The organism is Flavobacterium sp. (assembly GCF_027531905.1).
GTDB lineage: Bacteria > Bacteroidota > Bacteroidia > Flavobacteriales > Flavobacteriaceae > Flavobacterium.
On record NZ_JAPZSU010000018.1, the window covers coordinates 24,265 to 45,022 of the forward strand.

The 20,758-nt window shown below is 35.0% G+C and carries 13 protein-coding genes; 6 read left to right on the forward strand and 7 right to left on the reverse strand.

Annotation, left to right across the window (positions count from 1 at the left end):
• Window positions 1-266 precede the first annotated feature (266 nt).
• On the reverse strand, window positions 267-3,653 hold the full coding sequence (cas9, locus tag O9307_RS05790; protein WP_298296249.1) for a type II CRISPR RNA-guided endonuclease Cas9: 3,387 nt from the start codon (window positions 3,651-3,653) through the stop codon (window positions 267-269).
• A 263-nt stretch (window positions 3,654-3,916) separates the two neighbouring features.
• Here cas9 and rmuC point away from each other — a divergent pair, with 263 nt between their 5' ends.
• The 5 genes from rmuC to O9307_RS05815 all read left to right on the forward strand — a co-directional run bounded on the left by rmuC (window position 3,917) and on the right by O9307_RS05815 (window position 8,158).
• Complete coding sequence (rmuC, locus tag O9307_RS05795; RefSeq protein ID WP_298296252.1) at window positions 3,917-5,287, forward strand: DNA recombination protein RmuC; 1,371 nt, start codon at window positions 3,917-3,919, stop codon at window positions 5,285-5,287.
• Between the two features lie 5 nt (window positions 5,288-5,292).
• Window positions 5,293-5,658, forward strand: coding sequence for a 6-phosphogluconate dehydrogenase (locus tag O9307_RS05800; RefSeq protein ID WP_298296255.1), 366 nt, complete (start codon window positions 5,293-5,295; stop codon window positions 5,656-5,658).
• A 2-nt stretch (window positions 5,659-5,660) separates the two neighbouring features.
• On the forward strand, window positions 5,661-6,206 hold the full coding sequence (locus O9307_RS05805) for an acyl-CoA thioesterase (RefSeq protein WP_298296258.1): 546 nt from the start codon (window positions 5,661-5,663) through the stop codon (window positions 6,204-6,206).
• A 78-nt stretch (window positions 6,207-6,284) separates the two neighbouring features.
• A complete protein-coding gene (locus O9307_RS05810; RefSeq protein WP_298296261.1) occupies window positions 6,285-6,827 on the forward strand; it encodes a YceI family protein in 543 nt (180 codons plus the stop codon).
• 29 nt (window positions 6,828-6,856) lie between these two features.
• On the forward strand, window positions 6,857-8,158 hold the full coding sequence (locus O9307_RS05815) for a TIGR00341 family protein (protein ID WP_298296263.1): 1,302 nt from the start codon (window positions 6,857-6,859) through the stop codon (window positions 8,156-8,158).
• A 1-nt stretch (window position 8,159) separates the two neighbouring features.
• Here O9307_RS05815 and O9307_RS05820 read toward each other — a convergent pair whose 3' ends face one another.
• From O9307_RS05820 to O9307_RS05840, 5 genes are all read right to left on the reverse strand, one after another.
• A complete protein-coding gene (locus O9307_RS05820) occupies window positions 8,160-9,605 on the reverse strand; it encodes a LysM peptidoglycan-binding domain-containing protein (RefSeq protein WP_298296265.1) in 1,446 nt (481 codons plus the stop codon).
• A 713-nt stretch (window positions 9,606-10,318) separates the two neighbouring features.
• On the reverse strand, window positions 10,319-12,586 hold the full coding sequence (locus O9307_RS05825) for an aconitate hydratase (RefSeq protein ID WP_298296268.1): 2,268 nt from the start codon (window positions 12,584-12,586) through the stop codon (window positions 10,319-10,321).
• Window positions 12,587-12,710: 124 nt separating this feature from the next.
• The gene (locus O9307_RS05830) at window positions 12,711-15,482 is read right to left on the reverse strand and encodes a bifunctional aconitate hydratase 2/2-methylisocitrate dehydratase (RefSeq protein ID WP_298296271.1); all 2,772 of its coding nucleotides are present in this window, start codon (window positions 15,480-15,482) and stop codon (window positions 12,711-12,713) included.
• Window positions 15,483-15,810: 328 nt separating this feature from the next.
• Window positions 15,811-16,764, reverse strand: a complete 954-nt coding sequence (locus O9307_RS05835) for a MoxR family ATPase (RefSeq protein ID WP_298296274.1) — start codon at window positions 16,762-16,764, stop codon at window positions 15,811-15,813.
• Window positions 16,765-16,839: 75 nt separating this feature from the next.
• Window positions 16,840-18,243 carry a peptidylprolyl isomerase gene (locus O9307_RS05840; RefSeq protein WP_298296277.1) on the reverse strand — a complete coding sequence of 468 codons (1,404 nt, stop codon included), beginning with the start codon at window positions 18,241-18,243 and terminating at the stop codon, window positions 16,840-16,842.
• 475 nt (window positions 18,244-18,718) lie between these two features.
• Here O9307_RS05840 and O9307_RS05845 point away from each other — a divergent pair, with 475 nt between their 5' ends.
• On the forward strand, window positions 18,719-20,308 hold the full coding sequence (locus O9307_RS05845) for a peptide chain release factor 3 (protein ID WP_298296281.1): 1,590 nt from the start codon (window positions 18,719-18,721) through the stop codon (window positions 20,306-20,308).
• A gap of 87 nt (window positions 20,309-20,395) precedes the next feature.
• On the opposite strand, the gene O9307_RS05850 is transcribed toward O9307_RS05845, so the two are convergent.
• On the reverse strand, window positions 20,396-20,698 hold the full coding sequence (locus tag O9307_RS05850) for a DUF3467 domain-containing protein (RefSeq protein WP_064716542.1): 303 nt from the start codon (window positions 20,696-20,698) through the stop codon (window positions 20,396-20,398).
• Window positions 20,699-20,758 lie beyond the last annotated feature (60 nt).

The window sequence follows — 20,758 nt, forward strand, 5'->3', positions numbered from 1 at the left end:
TAATCTCTGCTAATAATTCTTCTTTGCTCTTTGTGAAAAAATCACTTTTTCTATTTTTTCTACTTTCATACTAACAAATGCTGCATAAGTATCTTGCTCACGGGCCTGCTTGATTAAATAGTTTCCTTCTTCACTTTTACTAGTAAATTCTTCTTTTACTACTTACTGTTTTAACCATTCATTATTTTGCTTCGCAAGAATAATACTTTGGGTGTTATGATTTCTATTTTTAAAGTGGTGTAAGTTTTACACCAAGCAAATTGATTTTACAACTTTTGTATTTTACCTGAAACGGAAATTTTAACTTTAATTGGGTTAAAGGTAAACCAACCAGTTTTTCCTTCTCCAAAACCTTTAATATAAACATAATCTCCTTTTGCATTTTTATCATCTCTGGAATCATTGTGTTTTCTAAAACATATTTCCATAAAATAATCTGCTCCAGCTATTTTTTGAACTTTATACAAGTTATCCGATAAATCAACTGTCGAATTCCAATTTATCTCATCTTCATTTTTAAACAAGATAAACATATCATTCTCCTTAAACGTCTCAATTACCCTTTTTCCATTGAAAGGTAACTGAATTTTGTTTAATCCCTGTTTTTTCCTTTCTACAACTTCCCAAAAACTCACGACATCTTTTTCTAGTTGTCCATCAATGGTTTCATAAATTAAAACATGGTCATTATTTCTTGGATTAACAAATTGATTTGAATTAGTTTTTAATTGTTTTGCTTTATTAATTGTTTCTTGAATTCTTACTTTTAAAACTGGCACAGGTTTTCCATTTTTATTTGGTAAAAATATTTGTGGATGTTTAACCCCATTCAAATCTACCTTAAAAAAAGTATTATCTGGAATTTTATCTTTATCGAATCCTCCCAATTCATTAACTCTTTTAAAAATTAAATTTCTAATTGAAATATCAACAACTTTCCCAATATGTTTTTCAGTTAATAAACTTTCTATAGGTTTTCTTATATGATAAGCTTCATCACTATTTGGAGCCTTTCTTTTACCGTAAACAAATTCTTTATGCAATTGCCCTCGAGCAGCTACTCCTTTATTGGTATGTTTTTCACCATTTTTTTCAATAGTTTTATAACGAATGGTAATATCGTTTGAAACTTTTTTATGAGAAATCAATATTCTTTCTACTGCTTTTTCGGCATCAAAATTAAAAGTTTTCCAAGGTAATGGAAATTGTTTTAAATCATACATTCTATTATATCGATTCCATTTTGATAATTCTTGAACATATGATAGTTTAGTACAAGCCATTACTAACGCATCAATTGCATGATGACGATGATCTTCTCTAGTTTTGGCATTTTCATCATTCAAAATATGATTTAAACCCCATTTTTGCCTCAAATTTGAAGTAGCTTGTCCTGGAGAGACCATTACATTTTTGCATATTTTAGAAAGATAATTTTTAGCTTCTTTACTAATATAGCGTGTGTCATTTAACTGTCTTGAAGTAAAATCATCATCAAAACTTTGTTTAACAAATCGCTTGAACTTGTTATAAGAATCTGGATACTCTTTTGTAAATGAAAATAATTTCAACGCTCTTTCTTTTATCGTTGACCAATTAGCTTCGTCATTACCATAATATTCAAAAGGTGTTTTATTTCCCTTTTTAATATTTTCTGTTCCCAAACAAAGAGTTTTGTTAGAAAAACTATCATTCAACGATTTACTCCATGGATGAATATGTTCAATCTGCCATTTGTTGGTGAATAATTCATTTAAAGGTATTGGCATACCCGTATAAGGGCATGTTTTTTTACATTCCTCCCAAAGCTTAAATTTTAAAATAGTGTCATGAGATAAATTTGTATATTTTAATACTTCAGTTTTAACCCTGTCGTTCTCCTTCTCCAAACGTTTTTGGTCTCTACGTATTTGATTACGTTGTGATTTAGAAACTTTTAAATCACGAGCCATTTCTACTTTTATCTCATCAATTTTGCCATGTTCATCCAATAACTCATTCACTAATTTTCGCAATTCAAATAAGGCTGTGATTACAATTGGATTTTTAATTTTTTGGATTTCTTTATCTGCTTCTTTTCCAACAGGTAATTTATCAATCAATGCTGCCACATCAATTGTTGCTGAATGATGATATAATTTTCGCATTTGATGATCAGAAATACCATAGTCATTTCTAAGAATATCTTTAATAATATCAATAAAACCTCCTTTAGTTTTTGAACGAACAATACCTTCTGTATTATCAATTAAAAAATCCCTCTTCTCTTCTGATAAATTGTACCAATTATTCCCAAACACATTTTTTATTCCTCCTAAAACTACTGCCACATCATAAGTAAAACCTATTTGCAAGAAAGGTAAAATATTAGCAATCGCTTTTCTACTAAGACTTGAGTAACCATCCTTAACATTAAACTTTGAAATAGCAATCGCTTGCTCTTCACTAAAATTCCAATTTTTAATAGCGTAGTCTTTTAGATTCGATTTACTATCAAAAAAATATAAAACGTGCCAAATATCTTCTTGCTCTTTTTCAGTAAACTCAAACCATTTTTTGCCGAAATATTTTTTGTTTGACAAATTAGCAATAGTGTAGGTACCCACTATCTTATCATCATCTTTATAATTGAATTTAAACTCAGCAGTTTCCTTACCAATAGCTTTTCTAATTTTTTTAAACTCCGGTTTTTCGTTTGCATATAGAAACTCAACTATTTTTAATTTCTCTTCTTGCGAAATTTTATTTCCGTTGTATTCAACCGTATTTACCCATTGCCAAATTCTAAATTGCTCAAACGGAATAGCACTAATTGGACATTTGGTTTTGGATGGTTCAAAAGAGCAATTTCCTACCAAGTGTTTTTGCGAACGCAAAGGTCGTTGATGAAATAAAATACCGTCTTCTTTGTAACCGTCTAATTTTCTTCCACCAAATATTGTTTTTAATTCTTCTGTAAGTTCTCCATGAAATTCCGCTTGTTTATCCCAAATCAATTCAAATTCATCCACATACATTTTACGTGTAGTGTATCTATTACGGATTCTTTCCAAGCCCTCTTGAAAAGGTTGGTTTTCTTTTGGATAAATTTCGAATAAATAAGAGCCAAGTGTTTTCTCTTGAATTTTGTCTTGTGTTTCTGTAATTCCAATTTTCCCTTCTTTTGGATTACCTTTAAAAATGGCACCATCATCTGTTCCGCCTTTTCTACTATTACTTAAAAAACCACGTCTTTGAATTAAATGGTAAAAAATTCTACCCATTTCTTCTAAAGTTAGCTTTTCATTCAGCGCTTTTTGTCGCAATTCATAAGGGTTCAACGCAAACCAATTGGCTAATTTATCTGATGGAAATTCTTTTGTTTTCTTCCAATCTTCAAAATCATTTGCTATCATTGGACACATTTTATTCTCTGAGAGTGCTTTCAGTAATATCTTTTTTCGCAATCTTCTTCTAAAAAATTGTCTTCTAACGCCTCTTGCTCCCGTTCTTCCTGCGTTTTTTGACATTTCACGTCCTTCACCTTCTCCCAAATTTTCAACACCCATCGGAAAAATTCGACTACCTATTCCAAGAATTTTATTAGTCTGTTCGTTAATTAAAGCCCACCCAATCGAGTTAGTTCCCAAATCCAATCCTAATATTTTTGCCATAGTACTATTCATTTTGTAAGAATTTTTAAAGCTATGAAAAAATAAATTATGAACATTACGGTTTTCCACATTATAAATAAAGATTTTTTTTCCTACATTTACGACAGATTAAAACTTCTAATCTTTAATCTTATCACAATAAGGCTATATGCCGTAGGTGAAAACCTTAAGTCCTGCTTCGGTGGGACTTTTTTTATATCTTTAAGTCCACTTAAAACTACATTTTTAATTCTTACTTTTACTTTTCAAAAAAATTATCCTCTATGTCTGACTTATTTTCTTTTTTATTGGTTTTTATCGTAGCACTTGGTCTTGGTCTTTTTATAGGCAAACTGCTGTTTTCGGCTCGTTTTGAGTCACAAAAAATAAGCTTGGAAGAGAAAATCAATGCTGTACAACATTTGCTACAACAACAAAAAGAACAAGCTACAAACGATAAAACTACATTCGAAAAACAATTGCAAAGTAGCCTTCAAGAAAAAGAAGCCATCCGAAATGAAAAAGATAGCTTGGCGATTCAACTTTCTAAAAAAGAGGTAGATTTTGATAATTTGTTAGAGCGTCATAAAGAACAAAAAAATGAAGTGGAACAACTTCAAGAAAAATTTACCAAAGAATTCGAAAATTTGGCCAACAAAATTCTAGACGAAAAATCGAATAAATTCACCGAGCAGAATAAGGAAAACATGAAGAATATCTTGAGTCCCCTTCAAGATAAGATTCAGTTATTCGAGAAAAAAGTCGAAGACACCCATAAAGAAAGTATTGACTATCATGCGGCGCTGCGTCAGCAAATACTAGGTCTTCGTGAAATGCATTTACAAATGAGTAAGGAAACTATCAATTTGACCAAAGCGCTAAAAGGCGACAGTAAAATGCAAGGAAATTGGGGCGAACTGGTATTGGAACGTGTACTTGAAAAGTCAGGCTTAGAGAAAGGACGGGAATACGAAGTACAACAAAGTCATGTTACCGAAGCGGGTAATCGCGTGTTTCCCGATGTGGTAATTAACTTACCTGATGGCAAAAAAATGATTGTCGACTCGAAAGTTTCTTTAACCGCCTATGAAAAATACATCAATGAAGACGATGACAACATCAAAGCTACCTTATTGAAAGAACATGTTTTGTCCATCAAGCGCCATGTGGATCAATTGGGTGAGAAAAATTATCAGGATTTGTATCAGATGGAAAGTCCTGATTTTGTACTGCTTTTCATTCCTATAGAGCCGGCATTTGCCATTGCTTTGAATGAAGATACCTCCTTATACAATAAAGCTTTTGAGAAGAATATCGTAATCGTAACCCCTTCTACGCTATTGGCTACTTTACGCACTATTGACAGTATGTGGACCAACCAAAAGCAACAAGAAAATGCGGTTGAAATCGCGCGTCAAGCGGGGGCTTTGTATGACAAATTCGAAGGTTTTGTAAGTGATTTAATTAAAATAGGAAAGAAAATTGACGAAAGCAAAGTGGAATACGGAGCTGCAATGAATAAGCTAGTGGAGGGCAAAGGCAACCTAATTGTAAGTGTAGAAAAATTAAAAAAGATGGGCGCCAAAGCCAAAAAAGCTTTGCCTGAAAATGTATTGAAAAGAGCTGAAACTGATACCAACAACCTTATCAACTAAAACAAATGAAAAAAATTGCCGCTTTATTACTACTCGCTGGAGTGCTAATCGCTTCTATTTATATGGCTTTCATTTATTACATCCCTGTAAGTGATGGCATACGTTCTGGAGAATTGATTCGATTGAGTCACAAAGGTGTGGTCATCAAAACTTGGGAAGGTGAATTGAGTCAAGGTATTTCGGGTGCCCAAATTTTTCGTTTTTCTGTATTAGACAAAGATCAAGCTGTAATCGACAGCTTAAAACTGTTTCAGGGACACTATGTGCGTTTGACTTATGAAGAAAAAAAACGCACTTTTATGTGGTGGGGCGAAACCCGTTTTTTTATCACATCGGTTCAAAAGGAAACCTCTCCATTTAATAATCGATAAGGATGAGTACCGAATTCAAACCCGTATCAGCTTCTCATATTACCATTTCAGAATTGATGTTGCCCTCTCATACAAATTTTAGCGGCAAAATTCACGGAGGCTATATTTTATCCTTGTTGGATCAAATTGCTTTTGCTAGTGCGTCTAAATTCTCTGGAAACTATTGTGTCACTGCCTCCGTCGATACTGTAAATTTTTTACAGCCGATAGAAGTTGGTGAATTGGTGACCCTGAAAGCCTCAGTCAATTATGTAGGAAGAAGCTCGATGATTGTAGGCATTCGAGTAGAAGCCGAAAACATCCAAACAGGCGCCATTAAGCATTGTAATTCGTCCTATTTTACGATGGTTGCCAAAGACGATAGTGGCAAAAGTGTTTCCGTTCCAGGATTAGTACTAAAAAGCCTAGATGATGTGCGTCGCTTTAGTAATTGTTTAAAACAAATTGAACTCAAAAAAGTGCACGAAGTACATGAAGAAGAATTTAATTATTGTTCCCCAGAAAATCTAGCGCATCTTTCGCAATACCATATTCGTTTAGAATTATAAGAAAAATACTCTTCTAAAATTTAATTGCTAAAAACAATTAAAACATGTAACTTTAAGAGATTCAATTTCTTGGTTCCTATGAAAAAAATCACTTTCCTTTTCTTATTTTTCCATTCGTTATCTATTCACGCTCAGGATTGTTTGTCTACTTCTAAAGGGTTTGTGAATTTTGAAGCTTCGGTGCCTTTATTTGAAGAAGTGAAAGCTGTGAATCCCTCCGTAAAATGTTTGGTAAAATTAAAAACCAGCGCAATCAGTTGCACTATTCTCATCAAACAATTTCAATTCAAAAAAGACTTAATGCGTGAGCATTTTAATGACAATTACTTAGAAAGCCACCATCATCCCAAAGCCACTTTTATTGGTACCATTGAAAAATTTGATTATAAATTGCTTGCTGAAGAACCTACCGAATATCAAATAAGAGGGATCATCAAAATACGCGGCAAATCGAAACCCATACTTTGCAAAGCTTTCTTAAAAAAAGTACCCAAAGGCATGGAAATCAATTCTTCGTTTGTTTTAAACACAGACGACTTCGATATCGAAATACCATTTATTGTAGCTACTAAAATATCCAAACAAGTCCAAACTACTTTAAAACTTGTGGTTTTAGAATGAGAAATCGGTATTCAACATTTTTATAAACTATGAATAGACTACAAAATTTCCTTGATTTACACAAAGGAGAAGAAGACAAACAAAAAGTATTAGAAAACGTAAAGTCGAACATTTCCTTTAGAGGTTCGACTGTTTGGATTTTGGCTTGCGCTATAGTAGTGGCCTCGGTGGGTTTGAATGTAAACTCAACCGCAGTTATTATTGGTGCTATGCTCATTTCCCCATTGATGGGACCTATTGTTGGTGCAGGATTTAGTCTGGGAATTTATGATTTTGAATTATTAAAAAAAGCAGCCAAAAACCTTATTATTGCCACTTTAGTGAGCTTGTTGGTCTCCACGATTTATTTTGCCCTCAGTCCGTTTAAAGAAACCCAGTCTGAATTGTTGGCGCGTACCTCACCCAATATTTATGATATTCTGATTGCTTTTTTTGGTGGACTAGTAGGAGTTATTGCTATCACAAGAGTCGAAAAAGGAAATCCAATTCCTGGTGTTGCCATTGCTACCGCTTTAATGCCTCCTTTGTGTACCGCAGGCTATGGCTTAGCAATAGGGAACTGGAAATATTTCCTAGGTGCACTTTTTCTTTACACCATCAATTGTGTGTTTATTTGCATTTCCACTTTTATAATTGTAAAATATTTAAAGTACCCTGAAGTCAATCATGTTAATCCAAAATACCGCAAACAAATAAAATATACCATTACAACCCTTATCGTGTTATTGATTGTACCCAGTGTCTATTTTGCCTATTTATTGGCACAAGAAAAGCAATACAAACAAAAAGTGGAGCTATTTTTAAATGATGAATTTAACGACAAAGGGTTTGCTATTTTGTACCAAAAAATCAATTACAACAAAAATCCAAGAAGTATTGAGTTGGCTTTTTTGAATAAAAAAATAACCAAGCAAGAAATCCAAAACTTAAGCGAATTGCTAAAAAAATATCATATCGAAAATACTGAATTAGTCATTAAACAAGACACCACAGATATCAAGAAATACATTTTGGAAAACAATGCTACGGAAAAAGCTAAAGAAAACGAAAAAGATGTCATGATTCTGAATTTAGAAAACAAACTCAAATCGTATAGCTACAACAATAATGCATTAAGAGAGGAAATTGCCATTTTGTTTCCCGAAATAAGCAACATTTCGGTAGCCAACCATATTTTTAATGAAAATAGTGACAGTACTTTTACCAAAACGATTGCCATTTACAAGAGTACAAAAAATCTAACTCCCAATGATGAAGAAAAACTAAAAGAATGGCTTAAGAAAAGAATCTCCAGAAATAGTATCGCAATCTATCGCGAAAAAGAAGATTAGTCTATTTCAACACACGATTAACCTGTGCAAAATTTCGACTATAATATCCTTCTTTTGTAGAAGAAATAATTACGCCACTATTTGTTGAAGAATGAATAAATTTAATCTCTTCCCCAACTACATCGACCACCATACCTACATGGTTGATTCGTCCACTACCTCGGGTTTTAAAGAAAATTAAATCTCCTTTTTGGGCTTCTGTTGGTGTAACTCTTATGCCGATATTCGCTTGTTGACTTGAAGAACGCGGTAATTTTATATCCAGCGCACTAAACGTAGAACACATTAACCCAGAACAATCAAAACCAGCTCTTGTTGTACCCCCTGGCCTATAACGAATGCCTAAATTATCAGATGCTTTAGCAATTAAATCATCTGCCATGGAGTAATCCCCAAAAAAATTAGTAGAAGTAGGCTCAGCAACTGCCGCATCTACCTTAGCTTCTGTTTCATTCACGGCTATAGCATCAACGCCTTCTTTAATTTTCAGCACTTCGCCAACTTTCAATTTTTTACGAACCGAAGGATTTAATTTTTCTAATGCTGCAACCGTCATTCCGTATTTTTTAGCAATGCCAAACTTAGTTTCTCTCGGTAAAACTTCATGAACAATAGCCGTTGTTTCTGGTGAGAGAGTAGCTTTTGAGGTTGTCGTTTCATTTACAATCTGCTCATTGACTACTGTAACTGGAGTTTCTGTTTTAACTGTAGACGGATTTGAAACTTCAGCTAATTTAACCCCTTCATTTGTTTTATTTTGCAGTGGAACATTCAGTTTCTTCCCAATTTCAAGGCCTTTGGCAACAATACTTGGATTCCTTTTTTCAAGTTCTTCGACTGAAATTCCATAGCGCTTAGCGATGCCGTACTTTGTTTCGCTAGCCACTACTTCATGGATTTGTTGCTCTTCGTTCACCGCAGTTGGAGCTACAAACTCACTTATCGAACTATTATTTGAGGAAATAGCTGTATTTTGTTCTGATTCGCTTACCGATGCAACGGCTGGTTCTTCTTTTAATTCGAAGTTTTCAGGTACCACTAATTTTATTTTCTTTCCAATTTGCAAACCAACCTTCTCAATGGAAGGATTACTTTTTTTAATGGCTTCTACTGTAAGATTATGCTTTTTTGCAATACCAAATAAGGTTTCCTTGGGCAAAACTTCGTACTGAATCTCCTTGGTGTTTTTCTTTTTCTGTGCTAGTTCTTTTTGAGCTACTTCCTTTTTATACTTCTTATTTGGAATTTTCAAAACCGAATTTAACTTTAGAATCCCTGAAGCTTTTGGATTTAAATCAAAAATTACTTTTTGACTCACATGATACTTTTCGGCTATCGTAGAAATAGTCTCCCCTTGAGAAATTTTATGTTCAATAAATTTTTCTTGTGAAAAAACAGTTGTAGTTGTACCAACCAAGAGCCAAAATAGTATTCTAAAGTGCTTCATCTTTATTTTTTACAAATTGTGTGTTATTTTTATCCAAAAGCCTATTTCATAGAAATTAGATTAAAAAAACTGTTTTTTTTAGATTAAAAACATCGTTTTTATCAAGAATTACAAATATACCTTTTTTTGGCAATTTAAAAATGTTAAAACTATTATAAAATCAGTCCACACGATCTTGATGGGAAACAAAAAGGATCTACCCTTAATTGTGTGGGTTTTGTTGTTTTAATAGTATTATTCTAACAAAAGTAATTTCTATTTTTGAACCATTTAAGGCATTTAAGGTCTTATAAGTTTGATAAACATACCGCTCTTATTTCTTACACAACTCTTTCTACCTCTGCTACAACGAATTAATATACCTACATTATAAATAGCCAATGATTCTTATTGGCCTTACATACCTCCTATTTTTTCGAAGTTTAATTGTTTAACTGTTTAATCGTTTAAAAACAAGTTGTTTGAGTCATTGCGTCCATTGCGTATATCCTTAAATTTTGCCACGGATTACAAAGATTGAACGGATTTTTTACTTTTAAGCTAAACCTTATATGACCTTCAATTCCTTACATGGTTCAAAAAGCACATCAGCAATTACTTCTATGACTTATATGGTTATTTTTTTTTGTGGGTTTACCTACACAGTTGAGGGTAGAACCACAAAAAAAGCTCCTAAGTTACCTAAGGAGCTTAAACTAAATTTTTTACATGTATTACGCCTGACCTGCCGTTGCGATTAAGTTTAATGCAGAACCAGCCACAAACCAACCTATTTGGCTTTCATTGTAAGTATGATTCGCCAAAATCATATCTTTCGATCCTTCTGCATGAACTACTTCTATTTTTAGCGGTCTTCCGGGTGCAAACTCCGTTAAATCTAAGAAATTAAAAGTATCATCTTCTTGAATTTTATCGTAGTCCAACTCATTGTTAAAAGTTAAAGCCAACATGCCTTGTTTCTTTAAGTTCGTTTCATGAATACGCGCAAATGATTTTACCAAAACGGCTTTAACGCCTAAAAATCGAGGCTCCATTGCCGCATGTTCCCTTGAAGACCCCTCTCCATAATTATGATCTCCTACAACTATTGAAGGAATTCTCGCAGCTTTATATGCTCTCTGAACCGCTGGAACTGTGTCATAACTTCCCGTTAATTGATTTTTCACCTCATTTGCTTTTTGATTAAAAGCATTGATGGCTCCAATCAACATATTGTTGGAAATATTATCCAAATGACCTCGAAAACGCAACCATGGGCCAGCCATCGAAATATGATCTGTGGTACATTTACCAAAAGCTTTAATCAACAATTTAGCACCCGTTATGTTTTTGCCATCCCAAGCTTCAAAAGGAGCCAATAATTGCAAACGGTCTGAAGTTGGACTAACTACGATTTGTACTTTCGAACCATCCTCTGCTGGAGCTTGAAAACCCGTATCATCTACCTCAAATCCTCTTTTGGGCAATTCGTCCCCGAAAGGAGCATTCAATTTCACGGGTTCTCCATTATCGTTCAACAAGCTATCGGTTAGCGGATTAAAATCCAATCTACCTGAAATAGCAAGTGCGGCTACCATTTCCGGAGAAGTTACAAAGGCGTGGGTATTTGGATTCCCATCGGCTCGTTTAGAAAAATTACGATTGAATGAGTGCACAATAGTATTTTTTTCTCCTTTATCCGCTCCTGCTCTATCCCATTGTCCGATACAAGGACCGCAGGCATTCGTAAACACTTTGGTTCCCATTTTTTCGAAAGTGGCAATAATTCCATCTCGCTCTATGGTATATCGAATTTGCTCTGAGCCTGGATTAATTCCAAATTCCGCTTTTGGCGTAATCCCATGAGCAACCGCTTGCTCCACAATAGAAGCGGCTCGAGCCATATCTTCATAAGAAGAATTGGTACAAGAACCTATAAGTCCCCATTCTACTTTTATTGGCCAACCATTAGCGGCGGCTGCTTCCTTCATTTTCGAAACCGGAGTCCCTCTGTCTGGAGTGAATGGCCCATTGATATGAGGCTCTAATTCTGACAAGTTGATTTCAATCAATTGGTCAAAATAGTGTTCAGGATTGGCATATACTTCTGGGTCAGCCGTCAAATAAGAAGCAACAGCATCGGCGGCATCAACCACATCCTGACGTCCCGTAGCTGCTAAATACCTACGCATAGCATCATCATATCCAAATGTAGAGGTGGTTGCGCCAATTTCAGCACCCATATTACAAATTGTTCCTTTTCCTGTACAAGACATATTGATCGCCCCTTCACCAAAATACTCAACTACAGCTCCAGTTCCTCCTTTCACTGTTAGAATATCGGCTACTTTCAAAATGACATCTTTGGGTGCCGTCCATCCTGATAATTTACCTGTTAGCTTTACACCAATAAGCTTTGGAAACTTTAATTCCCAAGACATCCCTGACATTACATCTACCGCATCAGCTCCACCAACACCTATGGCTAACATCCCTAAACCACCTGCATTTACGGTATGTGAATCGGTACCAATCATCATTCCGCCAGGGAAAGCATAATTTTCTAAAACAATTTGGTGAATAATCCCAGATCCTGGTTTCCAAAATCCAATACCATATTTATTAGAAACCGATGATAAAAAATCAAATACCTCTTTCGATTGTGTATTGGCTACAGCCAAATCAGATTTAGCTCCGTTTTTAGCCAAAATTAAGTGATCGCAATGGACAGTTGTTGGGACAGCTACTGTTTTCTTTCCCGCATGCATGAATTGCAACAAAGCCATTTGAGCGGTAGCATCTTGACAAGCTACCCTGTCTGGTGCAAAATCTACATAGTCCTGTCTTCTTTCGTAAACAGACTTTGCCTTACCATCCCAGAGATGGCTGTAAAGAATTTTCTCTGTTAAAGTAAGGGGGCGACCAACCATCTCGCGTGCAGCATCAACACGTTCAGCCATGCTGGCGTACACTTTTTTAATCATTTCAATATCAAAAGCCATAAGATAAATTTGTTTTAGTTATTCCTTTTTGAACATCACAATTTACGACAAATAAAGTAGCAAATAAAAAAAGCCCGAGTTAATATACTCGGGCTTTGTATTTTATAAAAAAATTATAAAAGAATTACATCACTAATTGTTTGTTTGATGGCGAAAACTTAGTTAAGTTGATTCCGTCAACAGCTGCAATATACTCTTCGATAGTTGGTGTTCTACCAAGAACGGTAGACAAGACTACCACTGGCGTAGAAGAAAGTAACGATTCTCCTTTTTTGCCTTCAGCATCCTCTACTACTCTTCCTTGGAAAAGACGAGTAGATGTAGCCATTACTGTATCTCCTTTCGAAGCTTTTTCTTGGTTACCCATACAAAGATTACAACCTGGACGCTCTAAATACAGCATATTTTCATATTCCGTACGTGCAGCAGCTTTCGGTGCATTATCATCAAATTCAAAACCAGAGTATTTTTGTAATACTTCCCAGTCTCCTTCAGCTTTCAACTCATCAACAATATTATACGTTGGTGGAGCTACTACAAGAGGAGCTTTGAACTCTACTTTACCGTTTTGTGCTTCGATATTTTTAAGCATTTGTGCCAAAATTTTCATATCGCCTTTATGCACCATGCAAGAACCAATAAACCCAAGATCTACTTTTTTATCCCCTCCATAAAAAGACAAAGGTCTGATGGTATCATGGGTATATCGTTTAGATACATCGGCATTATTTACATCTGGATCAGCAATCATTGGTTCAGCGATTTGATCCAAATCCACTTCAACTTCTGCGTAGTATTTAGCATTTGCATCTGGAGTTAAAGCTGGTTTCTCTCCTGATTTAATTTCAGCAATTCTCTTATTCGCTTTATCAATTAAGCCTTTTAGTACCTGATTTTTATTATCCATTCCTTTATCAATCATGATTTGGATTCTGCTTTTGGCAATCTCCAATGATTCGATTAAAGTATTGTCTTCAGAAATACAGATAGCCGCTTTGGCTTTCATTTCAGCTGACCAGTCGGTAAAAGTAAAGGCTTGATCCGCAGTAAGTGTTCCAATATGCACCTCGATAACTCTACCTTGGAACACATTTTCTCCACCAAACTTCTTAAGCATTTGGGCTTGTGTAGCATGAACAACATCACGGAAATCCATGTATTCTTTCATGCTTCCTTTGAATGTTACCTTCACTGATTCTGGAATTGGCATTGATGCTTCACCAGTAGCCAAAGCCAAAGCCACAGTTCCTGAGTCGGCCCCAAAAGCAACACCTTTCGACATACGCGTGTGAGAGTCACCACCAATAATGATCGCCCAATCATCAACTGTAATATCATTCAATACTTTATGAATTACATCTGTCATAGCATGATAAACCCCTTTTGGATCACGAGCCGTAATCAATCCGAAATCGTTCATGAATTGCATCAATTTTGGAATGTTTGCCTGTGCTTTTTTATCCCAAACCGAAGCCGTGTGACAACCCGATTGATAAGCACCATCAACGATTGGTGAAATCACTGTAGCCGCCATAGACTCCAATTCTTGAGCCGTCATCAAACCTGTTGTATCTTGCGACCCTACAATATTTACCGTTACACGAACATCAGAACCAGCATGCAACGCTTTGTCTGAAATCGTACCGACAGCATTTTTATTGAATATTTTCTCTACAGCTGTTAAGCCTTGTCCTTCAATTGTGATTTCTTTAGAAGGAGCATACACCAAAGGAATTTTGATTCCTAAAAGTTTAGCTGCAAAAGTTTGTACTTTTTTACCAAAAACGATGGCATAAGAACCACCAGCTTTGATAAATTCCATTTTTTGAGGCGTAAATGCTTTAGAAATGTCAATCAATTCTTGATCGCCGTTGTAAAGTTTTTTCGTTTTAGTATTTATGGTAAAAACAGTACCCGTTGCCACAGAATATGCTTGTTCAAGAATCACTTCTCCATTTTCATCACGAAGAGGTTTTCCCTCTGCATCCAATTTTTTAACCCAGTTTTTAAGGTCAATTCCAATTCCACCTGTAACATCAACAGTAGTAAGGAAAATTGGTGAAATTCCATTTGTTCCCCCTACAATTGGGGCAAAATTTACAAAGGGTACATAAGGGCTGGCTTGTTTTCCAGTCCAAAGTGCCACATTATTTACACCAGACATTCTTGACGACCCCACTCCCATGGTTCCCTTTTCTGCAATCAACATTACAGACTTATCAGGATGTTGTGCTTGCAACGCTTTAATTTCCTCTTGTGCTTTAGGCGAAATCATGCATTTTCCATGAAGTTCACGATCCGAACGAGAGTGAGCTTGGTTACCTGGAGATAATAAATCCGTAGAAATATCACCTTCTCCAGCTATATAAGCAACTACTTTAATTTCTTCGGCTATCGCTGGAAGTTTAGTAAAAAATTCTGCCTGTGCATAGCTTTCAACAATCTCTTTGGCAATTTCATTACCACTTTCGAACGCTACTTTTAGTCGATTTAAGTCGGCTTCGTAAAGGTACACTTGTGTTTTAAGCACTGATGCTGCTTCTTTAGCAATAGCAACATCATTCCCTAAGGCTAAGTCTAGCAACACTTCTATAGAAGGCCCACCTTTCATGTGCGATAACAACTCTAACGCAAAAGCAGGAGTAATTTCTTTTACTACAGATTCTCCTAAAATAATCTCTTTCAAAAACTTTGCTTTTACACCAGCCGCACTAGTTGTACCCGGCAAAGTATTGTAAATAAAAAAGTGAAGAGAATCAGCTCGATATTGATTATCAATATCTTTAATTTGCGCAATGATTTCGCTCAACAATTCAGCAGTATCAATTGGCTTAGGGTGTAATCCTTGGATTTTTCGTTCTTCGATCTCCTTGATGTAATCGTGATAAATGCTCATAATGTAGTATGTTAATGACCTTTTTTATTGATTTTTTCAATACCAAAAGCCATAATAATTAAGTGTTTTTATTTTTTGTACGCAAATTTAGGAATTAAAGCTGAGATTTAAAAAAAATTTAATAGAACTCCCTTTTTTGGAAATTATTATTGCTAAAAACAGCACATTACTGATTTTTATTGATAAAAAATCAATTTATTATTAAAATTTTACCAATTCAATATTTTAAAAAGATTTTTTTATCAATATCAAAATAGGACCCAAAATAAAAAAAGGTTCTTTGTTGTATTTCAAACAAAGAACCTTTCTAAATTAGACAACTATAACGTTATAAAAGCTTTTCGATGATCATTTCTTCCGAGATTCCTTCGGCATCAGCTTTATAGTTTTTGATGATTCTATGACGCAAAATTCCAATAGCCACTGCCTTTACATCTTCAATATCTGGTGAGAATTTGCCATTAAAAGCCGCATTGGCTTTGGCAGCTATAATCAAATTTTGCGAAGCCCTTGGACCTGCGCCCCAATCCAAATAATTTTTTACGTAATCATTAGACAAAGGGTTATTAGGTCGCGTTTTACTAACTAAAGTAACTGCATATTCAATCACGTTGTCAGCCACAGGAATACGACGAATCAAATGCTGATACGCTATTATTTCTTCTGCTGTAAATAACGGATTAATAGCTAACTTAACATCAGAAGTTGTGTTTTTAACTACTTGCACTTCTTCCAAAAAGGAAGGATAATCTAATTTGATTGCAAACATAAAACGATCTAACTGTGCCTCAGGCAAAGGATAGGTTCCTTCTTGCTCGATTGGGTTTTGAGTTGCCAACACAAAATAGGGCAAATCTAATTTATAGTTATGACCTGCAATAGTCACTGCTCGCTCTTGCATTGCTTCTAGCAAAGCAGCTTGCGTTTTTGGAGGTGTTCTATTGATTTCATCTGCCAAAATAATATTGGAGAAAATTGGCCCTTTAATGAATTTGAATTGTCGGTTTTCGTCTAAAATTTCACTTCCTAAAATATCAGAAGGCATCAAATCTGGTGTAAACTGAATTCTTTTAAAATCCAAACCTAAAGCTTGTGCCAAAGTATTTACCATAAGGGTTTTTGCTAAACCAGGAACGCCCACCAATAATGCGTGCCCTCCAGAAAAAATAGAAAGTACGATTTGATCAATCACATCGTCTTGACCTACAATAATTTTTGCAATCTCTGATTTGAGTTGGTTGCGCTTTTGAACTAAAGCATGAATCGCATCAACATCTGACATATAAGTATGTTTTAATTAAAAAAGAGTTAGTTTATGAAATCATAAAACTAACCCTTTTTATTTATTTTATAAAAATTATTTTTTCAACCAGTTATTGGTGAAGGCGCAATCACGGTACTCTCCAATAATTTTAATATAGGTTTCTTTAATCTTTTCATCAAACCATTTCCCTACCGCTTTGATTTGTTTTTCTTTCAAAGCCAAATCTTTAATCTTGATATAATCTTTAGCATAATCCGCAGTATGTTCGTCGATTCTGTTGGTAACGGTAATAATCTTAAACGTCTTCTTTCCTTGGTCTTCTTCCATAAAAGGTTGAGAAATCTCTTTGTCTTTTAGATTAGAAACTCTACTGTACAAACTTGGATCCATTTTGGTCAACTCAAAACGAGTGTCTTGGGTTTTTGGATTAATCAAAGCGCCGCCATTGGCTCTTGTTTCTTTTTCTTCAGAAAGTGTTCTTGCTGCTTCAGCGAAAGTAATGTCTTTATCGATGATTCTTTTTCTAATCAAATCTATTTTTTCTTTGGCTTCTTTGACAGATGCCTCAGAAACGGTTGGCGTAAGTAGGATATGACGTAATTCTAATTCTTGCCCTTTTATTTTTTCAACTAAAATGATATGAAATCCAAAAGAGGTTTCAAAGGGTTCCGAAATTTCTCCTTCGGCTAACTTGAATGCCACTTCTTTAAACTCCTTAACAAATGGTGTTCTTCTATTGATTTTATAAAACCCGCCTGTTCTTCTTCCGTCAGGATCTTGAGTATATAAAACTGCTTTGGTGGAAAAACTGGCACCTCCTTCAACTTCTTTTTTGAAGCCTTTCAAACGATCTATCACCTTTTGTTTGTCTTCCTGAGTTACTACTGGAGCAACAACAATTTGTGCTACTTCCATTTCGGCTCCAAATGTAGGTAAATCTGCTTTTGGGATTGCTTTAAAGTAATTACGAACTTCTTCTGGAGTGATTTCTACGCCATCAACAATTTTTTTACCCATTTCTGAGCTTAATTTTTGCTCTTTTAACACGTCAAAAAATGTAGATCTCAATTCTTCCTCGGAGCTTTTTTTGTACATCTCTACCACTTTATCCATAGAACCTAAATTCTCAACCATATAATTGAGACGTTCTTCCATCATTCCTTTGATATCAGAGTCTGAAACGACAACACTATCTTGAATGGCTTGATGCGCATAGAGTTTGTCTTCTAGTAATTTTCCAAGCATTTGGCATCTTGAAACTCCTTTTACAGAACCACCAGCTGCGGTAATTTCTAAAAATGATTTATCTATATCTGAATCTAATACTATATAATCTCCAACGGTTGCAATTACTCCATCTACTTTTTGTCGTTTGGCTGGATTTTCTTTTACCACCTCAGTAGTTTTTTCCTTGATCACTTCTTGCGCATTCATTGCGAAAGAGGTCATTAAAACGAAACAAATAGGAAGTACAAAATTGTATTTTAAAAACTTCATCGAAAAAAGGTTAAATTGTATGTATTAAATTATTTTTTGCTCTGCTGATTTCTTGCTTATTACACTTTTTAACTTCTTAGTAGCTATTGTAACGTATTCTGTTTACAAAAATTACTATTAAGAAAAAGCATATAAATTGCCAACAAAAATAGCAATTCAAAGACATAATACAACTATAGGCCCTACTATTAACAAAAAATTATTAACATACAATACTTGAGGGGATTTAAAGTGAAACCAAAAAGGTAAAATGTGGCTTTTTAGCCCCGATAGCAGTGAAAATCCCCCGCTTTTTTTTGCGGGGATTGTAACGGATAGCGGGACGATGATCACAAATAAGCTAGTTGTTTGCTGCTCCTAATGCTACTTTTTGTTGGTTTCGTTTTCATTAGAAACCGATAAAAAACAGATTTGTACTTGCTTTTTTTTAATTCGTGTTTATAAATAGTACTTTTGCAAACTATTTAAAGCAGCTATGAGTTTTTTACAAGAAATACAACGCAGAAGAACGTTTGGCATCATTTCACATCCGGATGCCGGAAAAACTACACTTACCGAAAAATTATTGCTTTTTGGGGGTGCTATTCAAGAGGCAGGAGCCGTTAAAAACAACAAAATTAAAAAAGGGGCTACCAGTGACTTTATGGAGATTGAACGCCAAAGAGGAATCTCGGTTTCCACTTCGGTTTTGGCTTTTAATTACAAGGATAAAAAAATCAACATTCTAGATACGCCTGGGCATAAGGATTTTGCTGAGGATACGTTCCGAACCTTAACGGCGGTAGACAGTGTTATTGTTGTCATAGACGTGGCGAAAGGTGTCGAGGAACAGACTGAAAAATTAGTGGCTGTTTGTAGAATGAGAAACATTCCGATGATTGTTTTTATCAACAAATTAGACCGTGAAGGTAAGGACGCCTTTGATTTGATGGATGAAGTAGAACAGAAATTGGGTCTTACTGTAACTCCTTTGAGTTTCCCGATTGGTATGGGGTATGATTTTCAAGGTATCTACAACTTATGGGAACAAAACATCAATCTTTTTAGTGGCGATAGCCGAAAAAACATAGAAGAAACAATTGCTTTCTCTGATGTTCAAAGCCCAGAATTAGAAAAAATTATCGGTGCAAAACCTGCGGACAAACTTCGTGAAGAACTAGAATTGATTGATGAAGTATATCCAAAATTTGACCGTCAAGACTATTTGGACGGGAAAATTCAACCAGTATTTTTTGGTTCGGCTTTGAATAATTTTGGGGTAAGAGAGTTATTAGATTGCTTTGTAGCCATCGCTCCATCGCCAAGAGCCAAAGAATCAGAAACAAGATTGGTAGATCCTAAAGAAGAAAAAATGTCAGGTTTTGTGTTTAAAATTCATGCGAATATGGATCCAAAACACAGAGACCGTTTGGCGTTTATAAAAATTGTATCGGGAACTTTTGAAAGAAACAAGCCGTATTACCATGTTCGCCAAAAGAAAAATTTAAAGTTCTCTAGCCCTAATGCTTTTTTTGCGGAGAAAAAAGAGATTGTTGACATTTCTTATCCTGGAGATATTGTGGGATTACACGATACAGGGAATTTCAAAATTGGTGACACGCTGACCGAAGGCGAGATTATGAGTTTCAAAGGAATTCCAAGTTTCTCACCAGAACACTTTAGATACATCAATAATGCCGATCCGTTAAAAGCAAAACAACTGGACAAAGGGGTTGACCAATTAATGGACGAAGGTGTTGCCCAGTTATTCACACTCGAAATGAATAACCGTAAAGTAATCGGTACGGTTGGTGCGCTTCAATATGAGGTAATTCAGTATCGCTTGGAGCATGAATATGGTGCAAAATGTACCTATGAAAACTTCCCTGTTCATAAAGCGTGTTGGGTAAAACCAGACGATGCTAAAAACGAAGAATTCAAAGAATTCAAACGTATCAAACAGAAGTTTTTGGCCAAAGACAAATACAACCAACTAGTATTTCTTGCCGATTCTGATTTTACTATTCAAATGACACAAAGCAAATTCCCGAGCGTTAAATTATTTTTTACTTCAGAATTTGATTAATACCAAAAAGCCAACTCTAAAAAGTTGGCTTTTGTTTTGCTTATAAATCCAAACAAAAAAAGACTTCTTAACGAAGTCTTTTTGTATTTAAGCTTGTCCTGTTGGACCAAAATTCAAAGGAATTGGCGCTTGCTCTGTATCTTTTATTTCACCGTGAGCTAACTCAAAACGATGCACATTATCAGCCAAGGCTTTGATTAATCGTTTCGCGTGTTGTGGCGTCAATACTATTCTGGACTTTACTTTTGCTTTTGGCAAACCAGGCATAATACTCACAAAATCCAAAACAAACTCCGAAGAAGAATGATTGATAATTGCCAAGTTAGAATATACTCCTTCTGCAATACTCTCGTCTAACTCAATATTAATTTGTTCTTGTTGATCTTTCATAGTAAAAAGTTAAAGATTCAAAGAGGTAGTGATTTAAAAAACTCAAAGACGATCGAAATC

Coding starts and splice junctions, on each gene's coding strand:
- cas9 (WP_298296249.1), bottom strand. CDS start 3,653: ATGGCAAAAATATTAGGATTGGATTTGGGAACTAACTCGATTGGGTGG.
- rmuC (WP_298296252.1), top strand. CDS start 3,917: ATGTCTGACTTATTTTCTTTTTTATTGGTTTTTATCGTAGCACTTGGT.
- O9307_RS05800 (WP_298296255.1), top strand. CDS start 5,293: ATGAAAAAAATTGCCGCTTTATTACTACTCGCTGGAGTGCTAATCGCT.
- O9307_RS05805 (WP_298296258.1), top strand. CDS start 5,661: ATGAGTACCGAATTCAAACCCGTATCAGCTTCTCATATTACCATTTCA.
- O9307_RS05810 (WP_298296261.1), top strand. CDS start 6,285: ATGAAAAAAATCACTTTCCTTTTCTTATTTTTCCATTCGTTATCTATT.
- O9307_RS05815 (WP_298296263.1), top strand. CDS start 6,857: ATGAATAGACTACAAAATTTCCTTGATTTACACAAAGGAGAAGAAGAC.
- O9307_RS05820 (WP_298296265.1), bottom strand. CDS start 9,605: ATGAAGCACTTTAGAATACTATTTTGGCTCTTGGTTGGTACAACTACA.
- O9307_RS05825 (WP_298296268.1), bottom strand. CDS start 12,586: ATGGCTTTTGATATTGAAATGATTAAAAAAGTGTACGCCAGCATGGCT.
- O9307_RS05830 (WP_298296271.1), bottom strand. CDS start 15,482: ATGAGCATTTATCACGATTACATCAAGGAGATCGAAGAACGAAAAATC.
- O9307_RS05835 (WP_298296274.1), bottom strand. CDS start 16,764: ATGTCAGATGTTGATGCGATTCATGCTTTAGTTCAAAAGCGCAACCAA.
- O9307_RS05840 (WP_298296277.1), bottom strand. CDS start 18,243: ATGAAGTTTTTAAAATACAATTTTGTACTTCCTATTTGTTTCGTTTTA.
- O9307_RS05845 (WP_298296281.1), top strand. CDS start 18,719: ATGAGTTTTTTACAAGAAATACAACGCAGAAGAACGTTTGGCATCATT.
- O9307_RS05850 (WP_064716542.1), bottom strand. CDS start 20,698: ATGAAAGATCAACAAGAACAAATTAATATTGAGTTAGACGAGAGTATT.